At 72.5% G+C, this 16,477-nt stretch carries 16 protein-coding genes; 10 read left to right on the top strand and 6 right to left on the bottom strand.

The window, feature by feature from the left end; translation table 11 throughout:
• The first annotated feature begins 29 nt into the window (after positions 1–29).
• The 3 genes from DEJ12_RS05745 to DEJ12_RS05735 are packed head-to-tail and all read left to right on the top strand — an operon-like array spanning position 30 to position 2,724.
• A complete protein-coding gene (locus tag DEJ12_RS05745; protein ID WP_110863447.1) occupies positions 30–980 on the top strand; it encodes a MetQ/NlpA family ABC transporter substrate-binding protein in 951 nt (316 codons plus the stop codon).
• Positions 980–2,053, top strand: a complete 1,074-nt coding sequence (locus DEJ12_RS05740) for a methionine ABC transporter ATP-binding protein (RefSeq protein WP_111029340.1) — start codon at positions 980–982, stop codon at positions 2,051–2,053. Before DEJ12_RS05745 ends, DEJ12_RS05740 begins: the two co-directional genes overlap by 1 nt.
• A complete protein-coding gene (locus DEJ12_RS05735; protein WP_017888525.1) occupies positions 2,050–2,724 on the top strand; it encodes a methionine ABC transporter permease in 675 nt (224 codons plus the stop codon). The genes DEJ12_RS05740 and DEJ12_RS05735 overlap by 4 nt, the downstream gene beginning before the upstream one ends.
• Before the next feature lie 710 nt (positions 2,725–3,434).
• Here the strand turns inward: DEJ12_RS05735 and DEJ12_RS05730 are convergent.
• Both DEJ12_RS05730 and DEJ12_RS05725 read right to left on the bottom strand, forming a co-directional pair.
• Positions 3,435–4,211 (bottom strand): endonuclease/exonuclease/phosphatase family protein, encoded by a 777-nt coding sequence (locus tag DEJ12_RS05730; RefSeq protein WP_071405095.1) that lies wholly within the window; start codon positions 4,209–4,211, stop codon positions 3,435–3,437.
• Between the two features lie 133 nt (positions 4,212–4,344).
• A complete protein-coding gene (locus DEJ12_RS05725) occupies positions 4,345–5,754 on the bottom strand; it encodes an MFS transporter (RefSeq protein WP_111029339.1) in 1,410 nt (469 codons plus the stop codon).
• A 251-nt stretch (positions 5,755–6,005) separates the two neighbouring features.
• On the opposite strand from DEJ12_RS05725, the gene DEJ12_RS05720 reads away from it, so the two are divergent.
• Positions 6,006–7,253 (top strand): hypothetical protein, encoded by a 1,248-nt coding sequence (locus DEJ12_RS05720; protein ID WP_111038148.1) that lies wholly within the window; start codon positions 6,006–6,008, stop codon positions 7,251–7,253.
• 148 nt (positions 7,254–7,401) lie between these two features.
• Here DEJ12_RS05720 and DEJ12_RS17945 read toward each other — a convergent pair whose 3' ends face one another.
• The 3 genes from DEJ12_RS17945 to DEJ12_RS05705 form a co-directional block, all read right to left on the bottom strand.
• Positions 7,402–7,893, bottom strand: coding sequence for a pyridoxamine 5'-phosphate oxidase family protein (locus DEJ12_RS17945; RefSeq protein ID WP_071405093.1), 492 nt, complete (start codon positions 7,891–7,893; stop codon positions 7,402–7,404).
• Between the two features lie 381 nt (positions 7,894–8,274).
• Positions 8,275–8,937: a hypothetical protein gene (locus tag DEJ12_RS05710; protein WP_111029336.1), complete on the bottom strand. Its 663-nt coding sequence runs from the start codon at positions 8,935–8,937 to the stop codon at positions 8,275–8,277.
• Between the two features lie 206 nt (positions 8,938–9,143).
• A complete protein-coding gene (locus DEJ12_RS05705) occupies positions 9,144–10,253 on the bottom strand; it encodes an LLM class flavin-dependent oxidoreductase (RefSeq protein WP_258370552.1) in 1,110 nt (369 codons plus the stop codon).
• Between the two features lie 112 nt (positions 10,254–10,365).
• Here DEJ12_RS05705 and DEJ12_RS05700 point away from each other — a divergent pair, with 112 nt between their 5' ends.
• Positions 10,366–11,304, top strand: a complete 939-nt coding sequence (locus tag DEJ12_RS05700; RefSeq protein ID WP_027466280.1) for an SDR family oxidoreductase — start codon at positions 10,366–10,368, stop codon at positions 11,302–11,304.
• A 334-nt stretch (positions 11,305–11,638) separates the two neighbouring features.
• Here the strand turns inward: DEJ12_RS05700 and DEJ12_RS05695 are convergent, their stop codons facing one another.
• Positions 11,639–12,430: an NRDE family protein gene (locus DEJ12_RS05695; protein ID WP_181433085.1), complete on the bottom strand. Its 792-nt coding sequence runs from the start codon at positions 12,428–12,430 to the stop codon at positions 11,639–11,641.
• Positions 12,431–12,494: 64 nt separating this feature from the next.
• On the opposite strand from DEJ12_RS05695, the gene DEJ12_RS05690 reads away from it, so the two are divergent.
• The 5 genes from DEJ12_RS05690 (at position 12,495) to DEJ12_RS05670 (ending at position 16,350) form a co-directional block, all read left to right on the top strand.
• Positions 12,495–13,763 (top strand): phosphopantothenate--cysteine ligase family flavoprotein, encoded by a 1,269-nt coding sequence (locus DEJ12_RS05690; protein WP_111029508.1) that lies wholly within the window; start codon positions 12,495–12,497, stop codon positions 13,761–13,763.
• Positions 13,764–13,860: 97 nt separating this feature from the next.
• A complete protein-coding gene (locus tag DEJ12_RS05685; protein WP_071405089.1) occupies positions 13,861–14,259 on the top strand; it encodes a hypothetical protein in 399 nt (132 codons plus the stop codon).
• Complete coding sequence (locus DEJ12_RS05680) at positions 14,256–15,047, top strand: YqjF family protein (RefSeq protein WP_163342685.1); 792 nt, start codon at positions 14,256–14,258, stop codon at positions 15,045–15,047. The genes DEJ12_RS05685 and DEJ12_RS05680 overlap by 4 nt, the downstream gene beginning before the upstream one ends.
• Positions 15,044–15,511, top strand: a complete 468-nt coding sequence (locus tag DEJ12_RS05675; protein WP_111029333.1) for a DUF1810 domain-containing protein — start codon at positions 15,044–15,046, stop codon at positions 15,509–15,511. Before DEJ12_RS05680 ends, DEJ12_RS05675 begins: the two co-directional genes overlap by 4 nt.
• 188 nt (positions 15,512–15,699) lie before the next feature.
• Positions 15,700–16,350 (top strand): GntR family transcriptional regulator, encoded by a 651-nt coding sequence (locus DEJ12_RS05670; protein ID WP_071405086.1) that lies wholly within the window; start codon positions 15,700–15,702, stop codon positions 16,348–16,350.
• Positions 16,351–16,477: the final 127 nt, after the last annotated feature.

Raw genomic sequence — 16,477 nt, 5'->3', positions numbered from 1 at the left:
CACACGCACGGCCCACGAGGAGCACCAGCATGTCCGCAGCCCCCGCACTGCCCGAGAAGCCGAAGGGCAAGCGCCCGATCGGCTGGATCGTCGCGGCCGCGATCGTCGTCGTGGCGATCGTCGTCGCCGTCGTCGTCGGAGCCCTCCGATCCGGGAGCAACGACGCCGGTGCCGCCGGCGACGCCGCCCCGAAGACCGTCACGATCGGTGTCGCGGACAAGTCGCTCGGCTACTGGAGCACGTACACGAAGCTCGCGAAGGACAAGCTCAACGTCACCGTCAAGCTGACGAACTTCTCGGACTACTCGCTGCCGAACCCCGCCCTCAAGGACGGCCAGCTGGACATCAACCAGTTCCAGCACATCCAGTACCTGGCGGACTACAACGTCACCTCGAACGACGACCTGCAGCCGATCGGCTCGACCGCCGTGTACCCACTGCCGCTCTACGCGACGAAGTACGACAAGCCGTCCGAGCTGCCCGCGAACGCCAAGGTCGCGATCCCGAACGACTCGATCAACCAGGCCCGTGCGCTCCTGATCCTGCAGGCGGCCGACCTGATCACCCTGAAGGACGGCGGCTCGGCGTTCTCCACCGCCGACGACATCGAGACGAAGAAGGTCGACGTCCAGCCCCTCGACGCCTCGCAGACCGCGAACGCGCTGCAGCAGGGCTCCGTCGCCGCCGCCGTCGTGAACAACAACTTCGCCACCGCCGCCGGTCTGCCGATCTCGGACGCGATCTACCAGGACGACCCCTCGAGCGCGAGCGCCGCCCCGTACGTGAACGTCTTCGCCGTCCGCGACGAGGACAAGGGCAACAAGACCTACCTCGACCTCGCGGAGCTGTTCCAGGACGACGCCGTGCAGAAGGCCTTCGCGAAGGACCTGCCCGAGGCCGTCGCCCGCGACGAGAGCGCCTCGAAGCTGCAGGACGAGCTCGCCCAGGTCGAGCAGGACGCGAAGGCGGCCAAGCAGTAGTGCCGGTCCTCGTCGAACTCCGCGGCGTCTCGAAGCACTACCGCCGCGCCGACACCGGCGAGACCGTGGTGGCCGTCGAGGACGTCTCCCTGGACGTGCACCAGGGAGAGGTCCTCGGCGTCATCGGGTACTCCGGTGCCGGCAAGTCCACCCTGGTCCGCCTGGTCAACGCGCTGGAGCTGCCGAGCTCCGGCACGGTGACCGTCGCGGGCCGCGAACTGACGGCGATCCCCGAGCGGGACCGCCGTCTGGCGCGTCGCAACATCGGGATGATCTTCCAGCAGTTCAACCTGTTCCGGTCCCGCACGATCGCCGGCAACGTCGCGTACCCGCTCAAGGTCGCCGGTGTGCCGAAGGCCGAGCGGAACCGTCGCGTCGCCGAGCTGCTCGACTTCGTCGGCCTGCTCGAGCGCGCCCACGCCTACCCGGAACAGCTGTCCGGCGGCCAGAAGCAGCGCGTCGGCATCGCCCGCGCCCTCGCCGCGTCGCCCGACCTGCTGCTCGCCGACGAGGCGACCAGCGCCCTCGACCCGGAGACCACCTCCGAGGTGCTCGCGCTGCTCCGCCGGGTCAACCGAGAGCTCGGCGTCACCATCATCGTGATCACGCACGAGATGGACGCCGTCCGGCAGATCGCCGACCGGGTCGCCGTGATGGAGCAGGGGCGGGTCGTCGAGGTCGGCGACGTCTACGACGTGTTCTCGACCCCGAAGACCGGCGCCGCGCAGCGCTTCGTCCGCACCGCGCTGCACGACCGGCCCTCCGCCGAGACGCTCCGGCGCCTGCGGGACCGCCACCCGGGTCGGCTCGTCACGGTGCAGATCACCGACGAGGCCGGGCTGCAGAACCGCATCGACGCCGCGTTCCGGGCCGCCCGGGTCTCCGCCGAGCTCGTCTACGGCGGGGTCGGCGAGATCCGGGAGCGTCGGATCGGGTCGCTCACCTACGAGCTGAGCGACGCCAGTGGCGGTCCCGGTGGGCCAGGCGGTTCCGGCCGGTCCGGCGCCATCGACGCCGCGATCGCCGCACTCCGCGCTGACGGCGTCACGACCGACGAGGAGGCCGCCGCGTGAACAACAACTCGTTCCAGAGCGTGATCGACACGTTCGACGTCTTCCTCGCCGCCATCCGCGACACCATCGTGATGTCGCTGATCTCGCTGGTCATCGCCGGGGTCATCGGCCTCGCGCTCGGCCTGCTGCTCTACGCGACCCGGCCGGGCAACGTCCTCGGCAACCGCACCGCGTACACGGTGCTCAACGTGTTCGTGAACCTGATCCGCCCGATCCCGTTCGTGATCTTCCTCGCGGCGATCGCGCCGCTGTCGCGGGTCGTCGTGCAGACCACGATCGGTGTCCCCGCGGTGACCTTCGCGATCTCGTTGGCCGCGGCCTTCGCGGTGTCCCGGATCGTCGAGCAGAACCTGCTGTCGGTCGACCCGGGCGTCGTCGAGGCGGCTCGGGCCTCGGGTGCGCACCCGGTCTCGATCCTGCTGACCGTGCTCATCCCCGAGGGTCTCGGCCCCCTGATCCTCGGCTACACGTTCATCTACATCGGCATCGTCGACATGACGGCGCAGGGTGCGCTGATCGGTGGTGGCGGGCTCGGCGAGTACGCGATCACCTACGGCTCGCAGCGCTACGACTGGTGGGTGGTCTACGTCTCGGTGGCGGCGATCGTCGTCATCGTGCAGCTCGGCCAGTTCATCGGCAACCGCTTGGCGCGGGCGACGCTGCGTCGCTGACGCTTGCTCGCGGCTCGCGGGTTCTGAGGGCGACTCCCTGGAGGCCCGGTGCCGGTCCACGAGACCGGCACCGGGCCTCCGGTGCGTCGCCGCCCGGACGGACGCGCCCAGCGTCGTGCGCCGAGCGGTCACGACTCCCCGCTCACCTCCGCTGAGGTCGCACGAACCGTCGCCCGACGCCCCCGCAACCAACAGTTCCCGACCACTCGGCGCCACACCCGCGGCATGTCGTGCGACCTCGGCACGCACCGCCGACGCACCCGAAGGCCCCCCTGCCGAGCGGTCGGAACTCCCCGCTCACCTCCGCCGAGGTCGCACGAACCGTCGCCCGACGCACCCGCAACCGACAGTTCCCGACCACTCGGCGCCGCGCACGCGGCATGTCGTGCAACCTCGGCACGTGCTGCCGAGCGGTCACGACTCCCCGCTCACCTCCGCCGAAGTCGCACGAACCGTCGCCCGACGCCCCCGCAACCAACAGTTTGCGACCACTCGGCGGCACGCACGCGGCACGTCGTGCGACCTCGGCACGCACCGCCGACGCGCCCGAAGGCCCCCTGCCGAGCGGTCACGACTCCCCGCTCACCTCCGCCGAGGTCGCACGAACCGTCGCCCGACGCCCCCGTAACCGACAGTTCCCGACCACTCGGCGATGCGCACGCGGCATGTCGTGCGACCTCGGCGGTCGGCACGAGCGGCGCCGACGTGGGTCAGGCGGCGGGAGCCTCGACGGTGGTGACAGCGCCGGTCTCGCCGGGGTGCTCGTAGTGGGCACGCACCAGGATCGGGCGGTGGTCCGAGATGCCGGCCGGCAGGGTCTCGACGCCGGCGATGTGCAGGCCGACACTCGTCGCGAAGTCGAAGTGGCCCGTGAACTTGCGGTAGCGCAGGTACGTCGGCTGGTCGGACAGCGACAGCGCGAACCCGCCCTGCTCGATCTTGCGGCGCAGGTTCGTCTGGAACCACGGGTAGTTGAAGTCGCCGACCATGACCGCGGGGACGTCCTTCGCCAGCTCGCGCAGGAACTGGTGCGCGGCCTCGATCTGCTTGCGGCGCAGGGAGTTCGTCGCGGTCAGGGGCGAGGCGTGGAACGACGCGACGACGACCTCGGCGTCGGCCTCGGTGTCGCGCAGGTGCATCGCGATGAGCCGTTCGTGCGCGGGTGCGAGGACCCGGTCGTGCAGCGACTTCTGCAGCGAGTGGATGCTGAAGTCCTGCACCTCGAAGCGGTCGTCGCGCTTGTAGATCGCGAGCCCGAGCCGGTTGGTGCGGGTCGACGCGGCGAGCGAGAGGCCACCGATCGAGGGAGCGAGGTCGTTGCTGTCGCACTCCTGCACGCACAGGACGTCGGCGTCGGACGCCTCGGCCAGTGCGGCGAGCTCGCTGTTCGCGGTGTGCTCGCGGAGGTTGTAACTGACGACACGGAGCTGCGTGGGCTGCACGGTCTGCTCTGATGCGATCGTGCTCTGCTGCTCTGGCGCGGCCATGCTGCCTTCCTGTCCGGGTGTTCCGGTCACCCTGCCGCGGTCACCGTACTCGGGTACCGCGGACGGTTGCTGAGACTGTAACGCCTGCCGGGTTTCCACCGTGTGACCGTGACGGAAACGGACAGCGGCGGGATCAGGCGCGGACACGGCGGACCGGGCGGACGGTGTCGCCCGCTGTGCGACTCATCAGGATGCCCTCCACGCAGGCGACCACGAGCAGGGCGGCGATGACCCAGAACGCGGCTGCGTACGGCCCGTCGCCGCCCAGCCCGGAGGCCGCGCGGATGACCACGGCGGCGACGGCGACACCGAAGCCCGCGGCGGTCTGCTGCAACGTCGAGGACAGCGTGTTCGCGGGGGTCATGTCGGCCTGCTCGACGTCGGCGAAGGCGATGGTGTTGTACGCCGTGAAGCCCACCGAGCGGGCGGCACCGCTGACGACGAGCAGGACGGCGAGCAGCCAGAACGGGGTGCCCTCGGTCATGAACGCCATCGCGACCACGGTCAGCGCGGCGACGGCCGACGACACGATGATCACCGGGCGGTAGCCGAACCAACGGAGGAACGGGGTCGTCATCGGCTTGATGCCGAGGTTGCCGACGAACACCCACAGCACGGCGGACCCGGCGAGCACGGCGCTCCAACCCCAGGCGTCCTGGAACAGCAGCGGGAGCACGAACGGCACCGCGGACACCGCCAGGCGGAACAGGCCGCCGCCGGCGTGCGACACCCGGAAGGTCTCGAGCCGGAACGCATCGAGCCCCATGATCGGGTGCGGAGCCCGGCGGAAGTGCCGGATCGCGAGCCAGCAGCAGACCGCGCCGAGGACCCCGGAGACGACGACCGCGGTGACCGGCACGACGTCGAGCGCGAGCAGCGAGGCCATGACCACGAGCGAACCGAGCCCGACGCAGGCGAGCAGCGACCCGAACCAGTCGAACGGCACCCGCTGCGCCGCACGCTCCTGTGGCACGAGCACCAGGGCGGCGACGAAGGCGATGACGCCGAGCGGGATGTTGATGAGGAAGATCCAGTGCCACGACAGCGTCTCGACGAGGACCCCGCCGATGAACGGCGCGATGATCGGTGCGGCGAGGGCCGGCCAGGTCAGGATGGCGATGGCGGTGACGAGTTGTTCGCGCCCGGCGCTCCGGAGCACGACGAGCCGGCCGACGGGCACCATGAGCGCTCCACCGAGCCCCTGCAGGATGCGCCACAGCGTCAGCTCGACCAGCCCCGTGGACAGCGCGCACAGGGCCGACGCGATCGTGAACAGCGCGATGGCCCCGGCGAAGACGGTCCGCGAACCGATCCGGTCGGTGAGCCAGCCGGACACCGGGATGAACACCGCGAGGGTCACGAGGTACGCGGTGATCGTGACGCCCACCGCGGCGGAGTCGACCCCGAGGTCACGCCCCATGGCCGGGGCGGCGGTCGCCAGGATCGTGCCGTCCAGGAGCTCCATGAAGAAGGTCCCGGCCACCAGCACGGCGACCGCCGTGCTGCGCGTCCGTCGTCTGGGTGTCGTCGCCGTCGTCGTCATCGCCCACCGAGACTATGCCCGCGGACGTCCGCGCCGTCACGGACGGGCCGCCCACCGGACGGGACACCGGACGGGACACCGGGCGCGGCACCGACCATCCGCCGGACCCCGCACCCGCCACCCACCGGACGCGACGCAGCGCACACGACGCGGGACGGGCCTCCAGGCGCAGTTCCGGGCGATCCTCATGCTCGGGCCGACTACCCTGGCCGGGTGCCGACCCGACCACACGAACGCCGAGGAACTCGCGCGTGAGCCGCACCGACAGTGCAGGCGTGGTCGCCGCGGGCACGGCCAGCGGTCGACGACGTGTCCTGGACACCGTTGCCTCGTTGCCGGCGTGGGCGGCGGTCCTGCTAGTCTGGACGGGCGGCCGGGTCCTGTCGACCCTGTGGCTCGCGCTCGCGTACCCGCTCATCGGTCGCGCGCTTCCGGGCAACGCGATCTGGGGCAACGAGCACGGCTTCGGTGCATTCCTGGTGGCCTGGGACGGGCAGTACTACGAGCAGATCTCGCTGCACGGGTACCCGGACGCGCTGCCGCTGGACGCCGCCGGCAACGTCGCGCAGAACGCCTGGGCCTTCCTACCGGCGTTCCCCTTCACGATCCGGGCGCTGACCGCCTCGACCGGGGTGCCGTTCGAACTCGGCGCCCCGCTCGTGGCGATCGTCGCCGGGCTGCTCGCCACCTACCTGCTGCACCGCCTGGTGCGGGACCGCGCCGGGCACGCCGCCGCGATGTGGGCGGTCTTCTTCTTCAGCTGCGGTCCGCTGTCGTTCCTGCTGCAGGTCGGGTACGCGGAGAGCATGTTCCTCGCGCTGTCGTTCGGGGCGCTGCTCGCGCTGGAGCGTCGGCGCTACGGACTACTGACGGCACTCGGCGTCGCCGCGGCCTTCACCCGCCCCGGTGCCCTGGCGATCCCGCTCGTGCTCGGCGTCGTCGCACTCGTGCGGTGGGTCCGTGCACGGCGCGAAACCGGCCGGGTGTTCGAGGGCTTCCCACTCCGCGAGCAGGTCCGGGTCGTCGCCGCGGGGCTGACCATGGTCCTCGCGGGGCTCGCCTGGCCGGTGATCGCCTCGCACGCCACCGGGACGCCGAACGCCTACCTGGAGACCGAGATGTCGTGGTGGGTGAACTTCATCGGCCGGGTGGACTTCGTGCCGCTGACGCCGTGGTTCCTCATCGCGGGCCGCTGGCTCGGCGTGGGCGGGATCCTGATCGTGGTGTTCCTGCTCGTCACGTACCCGATCTGGCTGCTCCGCCGCTCGACGCTGCGGCTCGGGCCCACGACGGTGCTGTACTCGGCCGCGTACGCGCTCTACATCTTCGCGGTGTCGCTGCCGATGGCCTCGACCCCGCGGCTGCTCATGCCGCTCGCGCCGCTGTTCGGGTCGCCCGAGCTGGTCGCGAAGCCCTGGATGCGGTGGACCTTCGTGACGGCCGCGTTGGCCGGGCAGCCGGTCCTGGTCGCGGTGCTGTGGCTGCTCGGCCCTCCGTGAGCGGCTGACGCACAGCCCTCGCAGGCGGCGGCACGCCGCCCGCGCACCGCGCACAAGCACAAGCACCGCGCGCGGCGCACCGCTACGACGCAACGCCGCCGTCCGGACAGGACGACGACGTCGCGCGCTACGCGTCAGGCGTCGCGCCTCAGAGCTCGACCGTGCCGTGGTCGCCGGTGTCCGGCTGGCTCTGCTTACCGAGCGCCGCCTTGAACATCTGCACCAGGCTGCCGACCGGCCCGGTGTCCTGGGTCCAGTACTCGACGGAGACCCCCTCGACCGTGAGCAGCCGGATCGACGGGTCCTGACGGCCCTCGGGGAACCAGGCCTCGGCGAACGGGGACCACAGCTCGTCGACGACCGAGTCGTCCTGGGTCACGGTCGCGGTCCCGGCGATGGACAGGTACCCGCCCTGCGACTCGATCGAGACGTTGACGTGCGGGTTCCGCGCGATGTCCTCGACCTTCTCGCTGCCGTCCTGCACCAGGAACCGCAGGGTCCCGTGGAACGTCTTGTCCTGCACCGCGAGGGGCCTGGCGTGCAGGTTCCCGTCCTCGCTCACCGTGGTGAGCAGTGCCGTGTGGGCGCCGTGGACGATGTCCGAGATGGCGGCGCGCTGGTCCGTCTGTGTGTCGGTCATGGTGCTCCTTTGCGTCATGCGCCCCGCTCCTGCCGACGTGCGACCGTCGGTGCACGGGGCCGTACCGTTCCGACCAGTGTGCCCCTCCGGCGCTGGACGCGTCAGCCCGGCGCGTCGACGCGGTCCGGTCGCGGTCGGCCTGGAGGCCCGGTGCACGCCCGCCACGCCGCCCCCGCCCGGCGCGCGCCGGCCTCCGAGCCGTGCATGCGTGTGCAGGAAGCGACACCACACGCGTCGATCGACAGGTGGAACGTCGTTGCATGCACACGCACCGGATGCGTGTGCATCGAGCGACCGGACACGAGTCGATCGACGCGCGGATCGTCGGAACATGCGCACGCACGGAACCGGCGGGCGGCACCGTGGGCGGGCCAGCCGGCGTCAGGCGGGTTCGCGGATCGTGGTCTCGACGTCGACGACCTGCGGGATCTTCGGCATCGAGGCGAAGCCGAACGCCACGGGCGGGTCGAGCGGCGCCAGGTCCCCGAGGGGCTCCCCCGCCCAGGTCCCCCGCACCCCGGTGACGTCGTGCGCCCCGGTGACGCCGTAGTACTCGCGCCGGCCGTTGCCCGCCGAGCCCGCGGTACCGGACCCGGGCGCGAGCAGCCGTGCCACGGGGTCGATCGCGGCGAGCCAGCGCGGGTCGCGGGCGATCGGCTTCGGGACGATGCGCAGGATCCGGCCGAGCGGCGAGATGCCGCCGACGTCGATCGAGGCCTGCAGTGCCCCGGCGGACAGCTCGAGCCCGCTGGCGGTGCGGCGGGCGCGGACGTCGACGACCGAGACGGTGTCGAAGCGGTAGGTGCCGGAGACGTACGCGGCGACGATCTCGTCGGGCGCGAGCAGCACGCTGGAGCCGTCGGGGAGTTCGAGGAACACGTCCGTGAACGGCCCGAACGGCGAGCGGTCCCACATGCCGACGACGATCCGGACGCCCGAGGTGGTGCCGACGCCCATGATCCGGCCGCGGAACCGGCGTTCGACGGCGGAGCCTGCGGCGTGACCAGCAGCGGGACCGGAGGCGTGGTCGGGGCGTGACGACATGCCCTGGACCGTACCCGCGGCCCCCGTGGGCCGATCTCGGCGGCCGCCCCGGGCCTCCCGGCCGTCACCCGCGCGCCCGCACGGACCGGAACCTGAACGCAAAACACCGGTGTCCACGCTCCGAACACCCGCGAAGGGGGGTGTGGAGCGCGAACACCGGTGTTTTGCGGACCGGACCGGACCGGACCCGGACGGGCCAGCGACCGTCAGGCGACGGGGACGGGCTGCGCCAGCAGCTCGCGCACGCGGGGCGCGACCTCGGTGCCGTAGAGCTCGATCGAGCGCATCATGTCGGCGTGCGGCAGGCGACCCGTGGCGTACCGCATGTCGAAGCGCGAGGCGCCGAGGATCCGCATGTTGCGCGCGACCTTCCGGGCGACGGTCTCCGGGGAGCCGACGTAGAGCGAACCGCCGGCCGACAGGCTCGCGCGGTACCCGGCGGCGTCGAGGGGCGGCCAGCCGCGCTCCCGGCCGAGCTGGTCGGTGACGGCCTTGTGGTACGGCCAGTAGCGCTCGGCCGCCTCTTCGTCGGTGGCGGCCACGAAGCCCGGCGAGTGCATCGCGATGGGCTGCTGCGGCAGGTCGAGCTGCGCGAGGGCCTGGCGGTACAGGCGCGAGAACGGGGCGAACTGGGCCGGCTGCCCGCCGATGATGGCGAGGAACAGCGGCAGGCCGTACGACGCGGCGCGGATGACCGACTGTGGGGAGCCGCCGACGCCGATCCAGGTCGGGATGGCACCGTGCTCGAGCTTCGGGAAGACGTCCTGGTCGACCAGACCCGCACGCTTCGTGCCGGACCAGGTGACGGCGTCGCCGCCGCGCAGGGCCGACCAGAGCTGGAGCTTCTCCTCGAACAGGACCTCGTAGTCGCTCAGCTCGTAGCCGAACAGGGGGAACGACTCGGTGAAGGAGCCACGCCCCAGGATGACCTCGGCGCGACCGTTCGACAGGGCGTCGACGGTGGCGAAGCGCTCGTACACGCGGACGGGGTCGTCGGAGGACAACACGGTGACCGCGGAGCCCATCCGGATGCGCTCGGTGCTGGCGGCGATCGCGGCGAGGACGACCTCGGGGGCGCTCACGACGAAGTCGGCTCGGTGGTGCTCCCCGACGCCGATGAAGTCGACGCCGACCTGGTCGGCGAGGACGGCCTGGTCGACGACGTCGCGGATGCTCTGCGCGTCGGACTGCAGGCTGCCGTCGGCGCGCTCGGTGACGTCACCGAAGGTGTCGAGGCCGAGCTGCAGCGGTCCGATCCGGTCGGGTGCGGGCGGCGGGACGTCCGAGGGACGGTCGGTGCCGAATGCGTTGCTCATGGTGTCCTCCTGGTCGCACTTCCATGCGTTTGCATCAACATAGCACGGCCGCGGCGTGCGCGCACCGGGCCCGGACCGGGGTCGGCCAGCCCGGACGAGTACGGTCACCCGCATGCCGAACCTCCCCGACCAGACCGGACGCCGCATCGTCGTCACCGGGTCCAACAGCGGCACCGGACAGGAGGCGGCCCTGCGCCTCGCCGGAGCCGGCGCCAGTGTCGTGCTCGCCGTCCGCAGCACCGAGAAGGGCGAGACCGCCGCCGCCGGCATCCGCGCCGCTCACCCCGCAGCCGACGTGGAGGTCCGCGAACTCGACCTCGCCGACCTGGCGAGCGTCCGCCGCTTCGCCAGCGGCATCGTCGACGAGGAACGTCCGATCGACGTCCTGGTCAACAACGCCGGCGTGATGGCCCCGCCGGAGCGCTTCGAGACCGTCGACGGATTCGAGCTGCAGTTCGGCACGAACTTCCTCGGCCCGTTCGCCCTGACGAACCTGCTGCTGCCGTCGCTGCTGCGTGCGCGCACGCCCCTCGCCGACGGTCCCCTGGCCGAGGCACCCCGGGTCGTCACGATGTCGAGCCTCGCCGCGATCCCCGGCCGGATCCGCTTCGCCGACCTGCAGTGGGAGCGCGGCTACAACGGCTGGCGCGCCTACGCGCAGTCGAAGCTCGCCGACCTGCTCCTCGCGCTGCACCTGCACCGCCTGACCGTCGAGGCCGACGTGCCCCTGGTCAGCACCGCCGCCCACCCCGGCTACACCCGGACGAACCTGCAGGCCGCGGGACGCTCGCTCGGTCGGTCGAAGCCGGTGCGGTCGAGCAACCGCGCCCTGCCGTTCACCCAGGCCGTCGAGCAGGGCACCGAGCCGCTGCTGTACGCGGCGGTCGGGCCGAACGCCGTTGGAGGCGCGTACTACGGCCCCTCGGGTCCGTTCGGCATGACCGGTCCGACCACCACCGTGTCGATCCCCGGGTCCGCGCGGAGTGCCGACCTCGCCCGCTCGCTCTGGGCCGTCGCCGAGGACCTCACCGGGACGCGCCCGCCGCTCTAGCCGAGACGCCGGCGTCTCGCCAGGACGCCTCCAGCTCCACGAGACGCCGCCGAATCCGGAGGCGTCTCGTGCACGTGGCGGCGTCGAACGGGCACGCCGGCGTCTCGCGCGCTCGAGAACGCGGGGACAGGCGGACGGGAGGCCCGTGGTCACTCCACCACGGGCCTCCCGTCCGGTGGTGGGGAGCGCACGCTGCACGCCGGCGTCATCTCGAGGCGCCCTGGAACGCACGAGACGCCGCCGTGTTCGGCGGCGTCTCGGCGAGACAGAGGCGTCTCGCGACGGACGCGGGCACGGCCGGGAGGCCCGGGTCGGGTCCGTCGCGTCGCCAGCGTCAGGCGCGGTGCAGCTCCACCGACCCGTCCAGCTTCCCGGGTTCGGTCAGGCGGGCGTGCTGCAGGACGGTGCGGCCCGGCGCGATCGCCGCGGCGACGATCGACAGGGTCGTCATGTGCCCCTCGGCCTCGTGCACGTCGCGGAGGATCGCGTCGGGGTGGTCGCTCGGCAGCGCTGCGGACTCCGCCAGCACGCCGAACCAGCCACCCCAGCCGTCCCCGGCGTCGCCACCGGAGTCCACGGTGCGGAGTTCGTCGAACGGGCCGAGCACCGGCGGGCCGGCCGGGGCGTCGACGGCGCGGAAGGCCTCGAGCCACCGACCGATGCGCGGCGCCGCGGGGTCGTCGGCCGCACCGTGCGTGACCATGTGGACGCCGGGGCCGAGGTCGGTGGTGCGGACCTGTTCGCCGTCCCAGGTCAGCACCGAGGCGCCCTCGGCCGTGGCGCGCACCAGGTTGAAGGCCCGGGTGGTCGGCAGCGTGCCGTCGTGTCCGGGCAGCAGGTCGTCGGCGACGGCGTCCACCGGCACCACGCCGCGGGTCGTCCACGTGCCGTCGACGCTCGTCACGGGTTCGGCGCGGTTGAGCACCACGGCCAGGCCGGCTCGGTCGGACGCGGCGAGCCACGCACCACCGGCGGAGCGGTCACGGACACCTCGGAGGTCCGGGTCGCGGTCCGGCCACCAGGCAGCGGGCGGGTCCCACGGGCGCTCGGGCGACTCGTCCCGCAGGGCGAGCACGGTGACGGGCCATGCAGCCCCGGGGTCGACGCGGACGACGACGGTGCACATGCCGTCGATCCTCGCACGTGGCCCCGGTAGCGTGAGCCAGGTGAACGCAGCAGCAGAGCGCACCCTGACCGTCATCCTGGGGATCACCGGGGGCATCGCCGCCTACAAGGCCGTCGGGGTCGTCCGCGACCTGGTCAAGCGCGGCCACGACGTGCACGTCGTCCCGACCGAGGGCGCCCTGCGCTTCGTCGGGCTGCCGACGCTCGAGGCCCTCAGCCGCAACCCCGTCACCACGAGCGTGTGGGACGACGTCGCCGAGGTGCGCCACGTCGCGCTCGGTCGCCGGGCGGACCTGGTCGTCATCGCCCCGGCCACCGCCGACTCGCTCGCCCGGATGGCGCACGGCCTGGCGAGCGACCTGCTCGGCACGACGCTGCTCGCGACCGAGGCGCCCGTCGTCGTCGCCCCGGCGATGCACCCGCAGATGTGGGAGCACCCCGCGACCCGTGCGAACGTCGCCACGCTGCGTGACCGCGGCGTCCACCTGGTCGGCCCGGTCGTCGGCGCGCTCACCGGCGACGATGCGGGCATCGGTCGGATGGCGGAGCCCGAGGACATCGTCGCCGCAGCACTCGCCGTGCTCGACCAGCACCCCGCCCCGGCCGGCCGCCGCAGTGCTGAGACCGGCACCGCGGCCAGCACCGGGGCCCGTGGTGAACAGGGCGACCTTGCGGGCGTCCGCGTCGTCGTCAGCGCGGGCGGCACCCGCGAGCCCTTCGACCCGGTGCGGTTCGTCGGCAACCGCTCGAGCGGCCGCCAGGGCATCGCGATCGCCGCCGACGCCGTCCGTCGTGGCGCGTCCGTGACCCTCGTCGCCGCGAACGTCGAGGGTTCGCTGACCGCCGGGCTGGACGCGACCGTGGTGCCCGTCGGGTCCGCGCTCGAACTCGCCGAGGCCGTGCACGCCGCCGCCACCGAAGCGGACGTCGTCGTGATGACCGCCGCCGTCGCCGACTACCGTCCGGCCGAGGTGCTCACCGAGAAGCTCAAGAAGGACGCCCAGGGCGAGCGCATGACGCTCGAGCTGGTGCGGAACCCGGACGTGCTCGCCGACCTCGTGGCGGCACGGCGGACCGGGCAGATCATCGTCGGGTTCGCCGCCGAGACCGAGCCCGACCGCGACGCGCGGATCGAGCTCGGGCGCGCCAAGATCAGCCGGAAGCCGGCGGACCTGCTCGTCGTGAACCACGTCGGCTGGTCGGCCGGCTTCGAGCGCGAGGAGAACGCGATCGAGGTCCTGGTGCCCGGTGGCGAGGTGGTCCGCGAGACCTCCGGCACGAAGGCCGAGGTGGCGACGGCGGTCCTCGACCTCGTCGCGACCGCACTGACGTGAACGGGCACTGACGTGAACGGGCACTGACGTGAACGGGCACTGACGTGGAGAAGCGGCACTGACCTGGTTCCGAGGACCGGCGAGCACGATGGGGCGCATGCGACGACGTGAGCGGATCCGACGTGCCAACCGCACGGCCACCATCCTGGCTGTGATCCTCGGCGGAGCCGGGATCACCCACTTCCTACGCCCGCGCCACTACGACCGGATCGTGCCGGACGCGCTGCCCCCGCGGTTGACCACGCTGGCCTCCGGGGTGGCCGAGCTGGGCATCGCCGCCGGGCTCGCGTTCCCCGCCACCCGCCGTGCCTCGGGGTGGGCCGCCGCGGCGCTGTTCGCGGCGGTGTTCCCGGCCAACGTCAAGATGGCGAACGACCTGCTCGACCACCCCCGCTCGAGCCGAGCGATGCGGCTGATCGGGGTCCTGCGGCTCCCCCTGCAGCTGCCGCTGGTCCTCTGGAGCATGCGCGTCGGTCGGCACGCACCGAAGCCGTGACCCAGCCGTCGTGGACCCGCGCGGCGGTGCCCTTGCTGCACCGCCCGGTCACCCAGCACGCCTGGGAGGACATCGTGTTCGCGCACTGGCGGCACGACCCGGCGTCGCTGCAGCGGCTCGTCCCCCGCGGGACCCGTCCGGACGTGGTCGACGGCAGCGCCTGGGTGGGGCTGTCGGCGTACGTGTTCCGGGAGACCCGGGTGCCGCCGTTCCCGTCTGCCGGGCGGCTCGGCACCATGACCGAGGTCACGATCGAGGTGCTCACGGTGGACGACCAGGGGCGGCGCGGGGTGACCTACCGCACGGTCGACACCGCGAACGTGCCCGCCATCGTGGCCGCGCACGCACTGCTCGGCGTGCCGTACACATTCGCGCACGCACGTTCCCGTCGCCGCGGTGACGCGGTGGCGCACCGCTCCGTCCGGCACCCGACCCGCGCGCTGCACCCGGTGCGGTGGGCGCGGTCGCTCCGGCAGGAACGCCCGACCGGTGCGGTGCGGCCGAAGCACGCGGCCTCGGTGCGGGTGACCGCCGGCGAGGTCGTCGACACCCCGCTGGCCGCCGAGCTCACCACCCGCGCCGGCATCCACGCGCGGTACCTGGCGCAGACCCTGTTCTGGCAGCGGCAGCACCCGGTGCTCACCACCCGTTCGGCCACGCTCGACCGGCTCGAGGGCGACCTGCCCGACGCCGTCGGCATGCCGGGGTTGTTCGACCGGGCGCCGGACTCCCTGCTCGTGGTCGACGGCACGACCGTCCGGTACGGCTGGGGCGGGGTCGTCCGGTGACGGACGCGCAGCCGCACGCACAGGCCGACGACCCGTTCGACCTCGACCGCTTCGTCCGGGCCCAGCAGGGCGTGTACGACCTCGCGCTCGACGAACTCCGCCGGGGCCGGAAGTCGTCGCACTGGATGTGGTTCGTGTTCCCGCAGCTGGCCGGTCTGGGGCGGAGCGCCACGGCCGTGCGCTACGCGATCACCGGCGTGGACGAAGCCCGCGCCTACCTGACGCACCCGGTGCTCGGGCCCCGCCTGCTCACGGCGACCGACGTCGCACACCACGCCCCCGCCCGCTCCGCCGACGCCCTGCTCGGGGGCATCGACGCGGTGAAGCTCCGGTCGTCGATGACCCTCTTCGCCCGGGTTGCGACCGACCCACAGCCGTTCGTCGCCGTGCTGGACCGCTGGTACGACGGCACCGAGGACCCGGCCACGCTCCGCTTGCTCGGAGAGCGCCCGGAACACGAGTGACGCGCGCGACGCGCACGACGCGCACGACGCGCACGACGCGCGTGACCGGCATCTGAACGTCCACACTGACACGCGCTGAGCCGACCGCAACGCCGTTGTCATATCAGGTACGGTGATGCGAGCACGTGCGATGTCGACCGTGCCCGTTCGCCCGGCGCCCCGACGCCGCCGCCCCCGAAGGAGAACGCATGCCGGTCCCCCGCAGCGCCCCGACCGAGCACCAGCTGCTCCGTGACACCGTCCGCCACAAGATCCACGACGCGATCATGGACGGCACGCTCCTGCCCGGGGAACGGCTGAACGACGACGAGCTCATCTCGTGGCTCGGCGTCTCCCGGACACCCATCCGCGAGGCCCTGAGCCAGCTGTCCCGCGCCGGCCTGATCGAGATGGCCCCGAACCGGTACACCCGCGTCACGACGCCGGACCCCGCCGAGGTCATCGAAGCGATGCAGACCCTCGGCGTGCTGTTCGGCGGCGTGGTCCGGCTCGCGGTCCCGCGCCTCGGTTCGGCGAGCCGGAAGAAGATCCTGGCCCAGCTCGACAAGACGATCACCGAGCTCGAGGCCCACGAGGTCGCCGCCGTCAACCACGACGCCCTCGACGTCTTCGCCCTGTACGTCGCCGAGTGCGGCAACGAGAACCTGCAGCGCGTCTGCCGCGACACGATGGACGGCCTGGCGTTCCGGCTGCGACTGCCGAACCTCGACGAACTGGTCGACTGGGACCGGATGACCGAGGACTTCCGGCGTCTCCGGGCGGCGACCGAGTCCGGCGACAACGTCGCGGCCGAGCTCGCGACCGAGGCGATCCACCAGCTGCCGGGCGAGAAGCACTGAGTCCACCTGTACCGGCGTACAGGAACCGCCCGTCTCGCCCACGCGAGGCGGGCGGCCGACGTTCCACGGGCCTCCCGGTCGGCGGCCCGGCCACGCGCGTGACGCTCCCAGTCCCGGGGCCGCGCGG

This window comes from Curtobacterium sp. MCLR17_059 (assembly GCF_003234665.1).
GTDB lineage: Bacteria > Actinomycetota > Actinomycetes > Actinomycetales > Microbacteriaceae > Curtobacterium > Curtobacterium flaccumfaciens.
Note: the sequence above shows the minus strand (reverse complement) of the source record. Positions and strands in the feature narration are given on the sequence as shown.

Coding starts and splice junctions, on each gene's coding strand:
- DEJ12_RS17945 (WP_071405093.1), bottom strand. CDS start 7,893: ATGACCGACACACAGACGGACCAGCGCGCCGCCATCTCGGACATCGTC.
- DEJ12_RS05695 (WP_181433085.1), bottom strand. CDS start 12,430: ATGTGCACCGTCGTCGTCCGCGTCGACCCCGGGGCTGCATGGCCCGTC.
- DEJ12_RS05670 (WP_071405086.1), top strand. CDS start 15,700: ATGCCGGTCCCCCGCAGCGCCCCGACCGAGCACCAGCTGCTCCGTGAC.
- DEJ12_RS05685 (WP_071405089.1), top strand. CDS start 13,861: ATGCGACGACGTGAGCGGATCCGACGTGCCAACCGCACGGCCACCATC.
- DEJ12_RS05700 (WP_027466280.1), top strand. CDS start 10,366: ATGCCGAACCTCCCCGACCAGACCGGACGCCGCATCGTCGTCACCGGG.
- DEJ12_RS05745 (WP_110863447.1), top strand. CDS start 30: ATGTCCGCAGCCCCCGCACTGCCCGAGAAGCCGAAGGGCAAGCGCCCG.
- DEJ12_RS05705 (WP_258370552.1), bottom strand. CDS start 10,253: ATGAGCAACGCATTCGGCACCGACCGTCCCTCGGACGTCCCGCCGCCC.
- DEJ12_RS05730 (WP_071405095.1), bottom strand. CDS start 4,211: ATGGCCGCGCCAGAGCAGCAGAGCACGATCGCATCAGAGCAGACCGTG.
- DEJ12_RS05710 (WP_111029336.1), bottom strand. CDS start 8,937: ATGTCGTCACGCCCCGACCACGCCTCCGGTCCCGCTGCTGGTCACGCC.
- DEJ12_RS05725 (WP_111029339.1), bottom strand. CDS start 5,754: ATGACGACGACGGCGACGACACCCAGACGACGGACGCGCAGCACGGCG.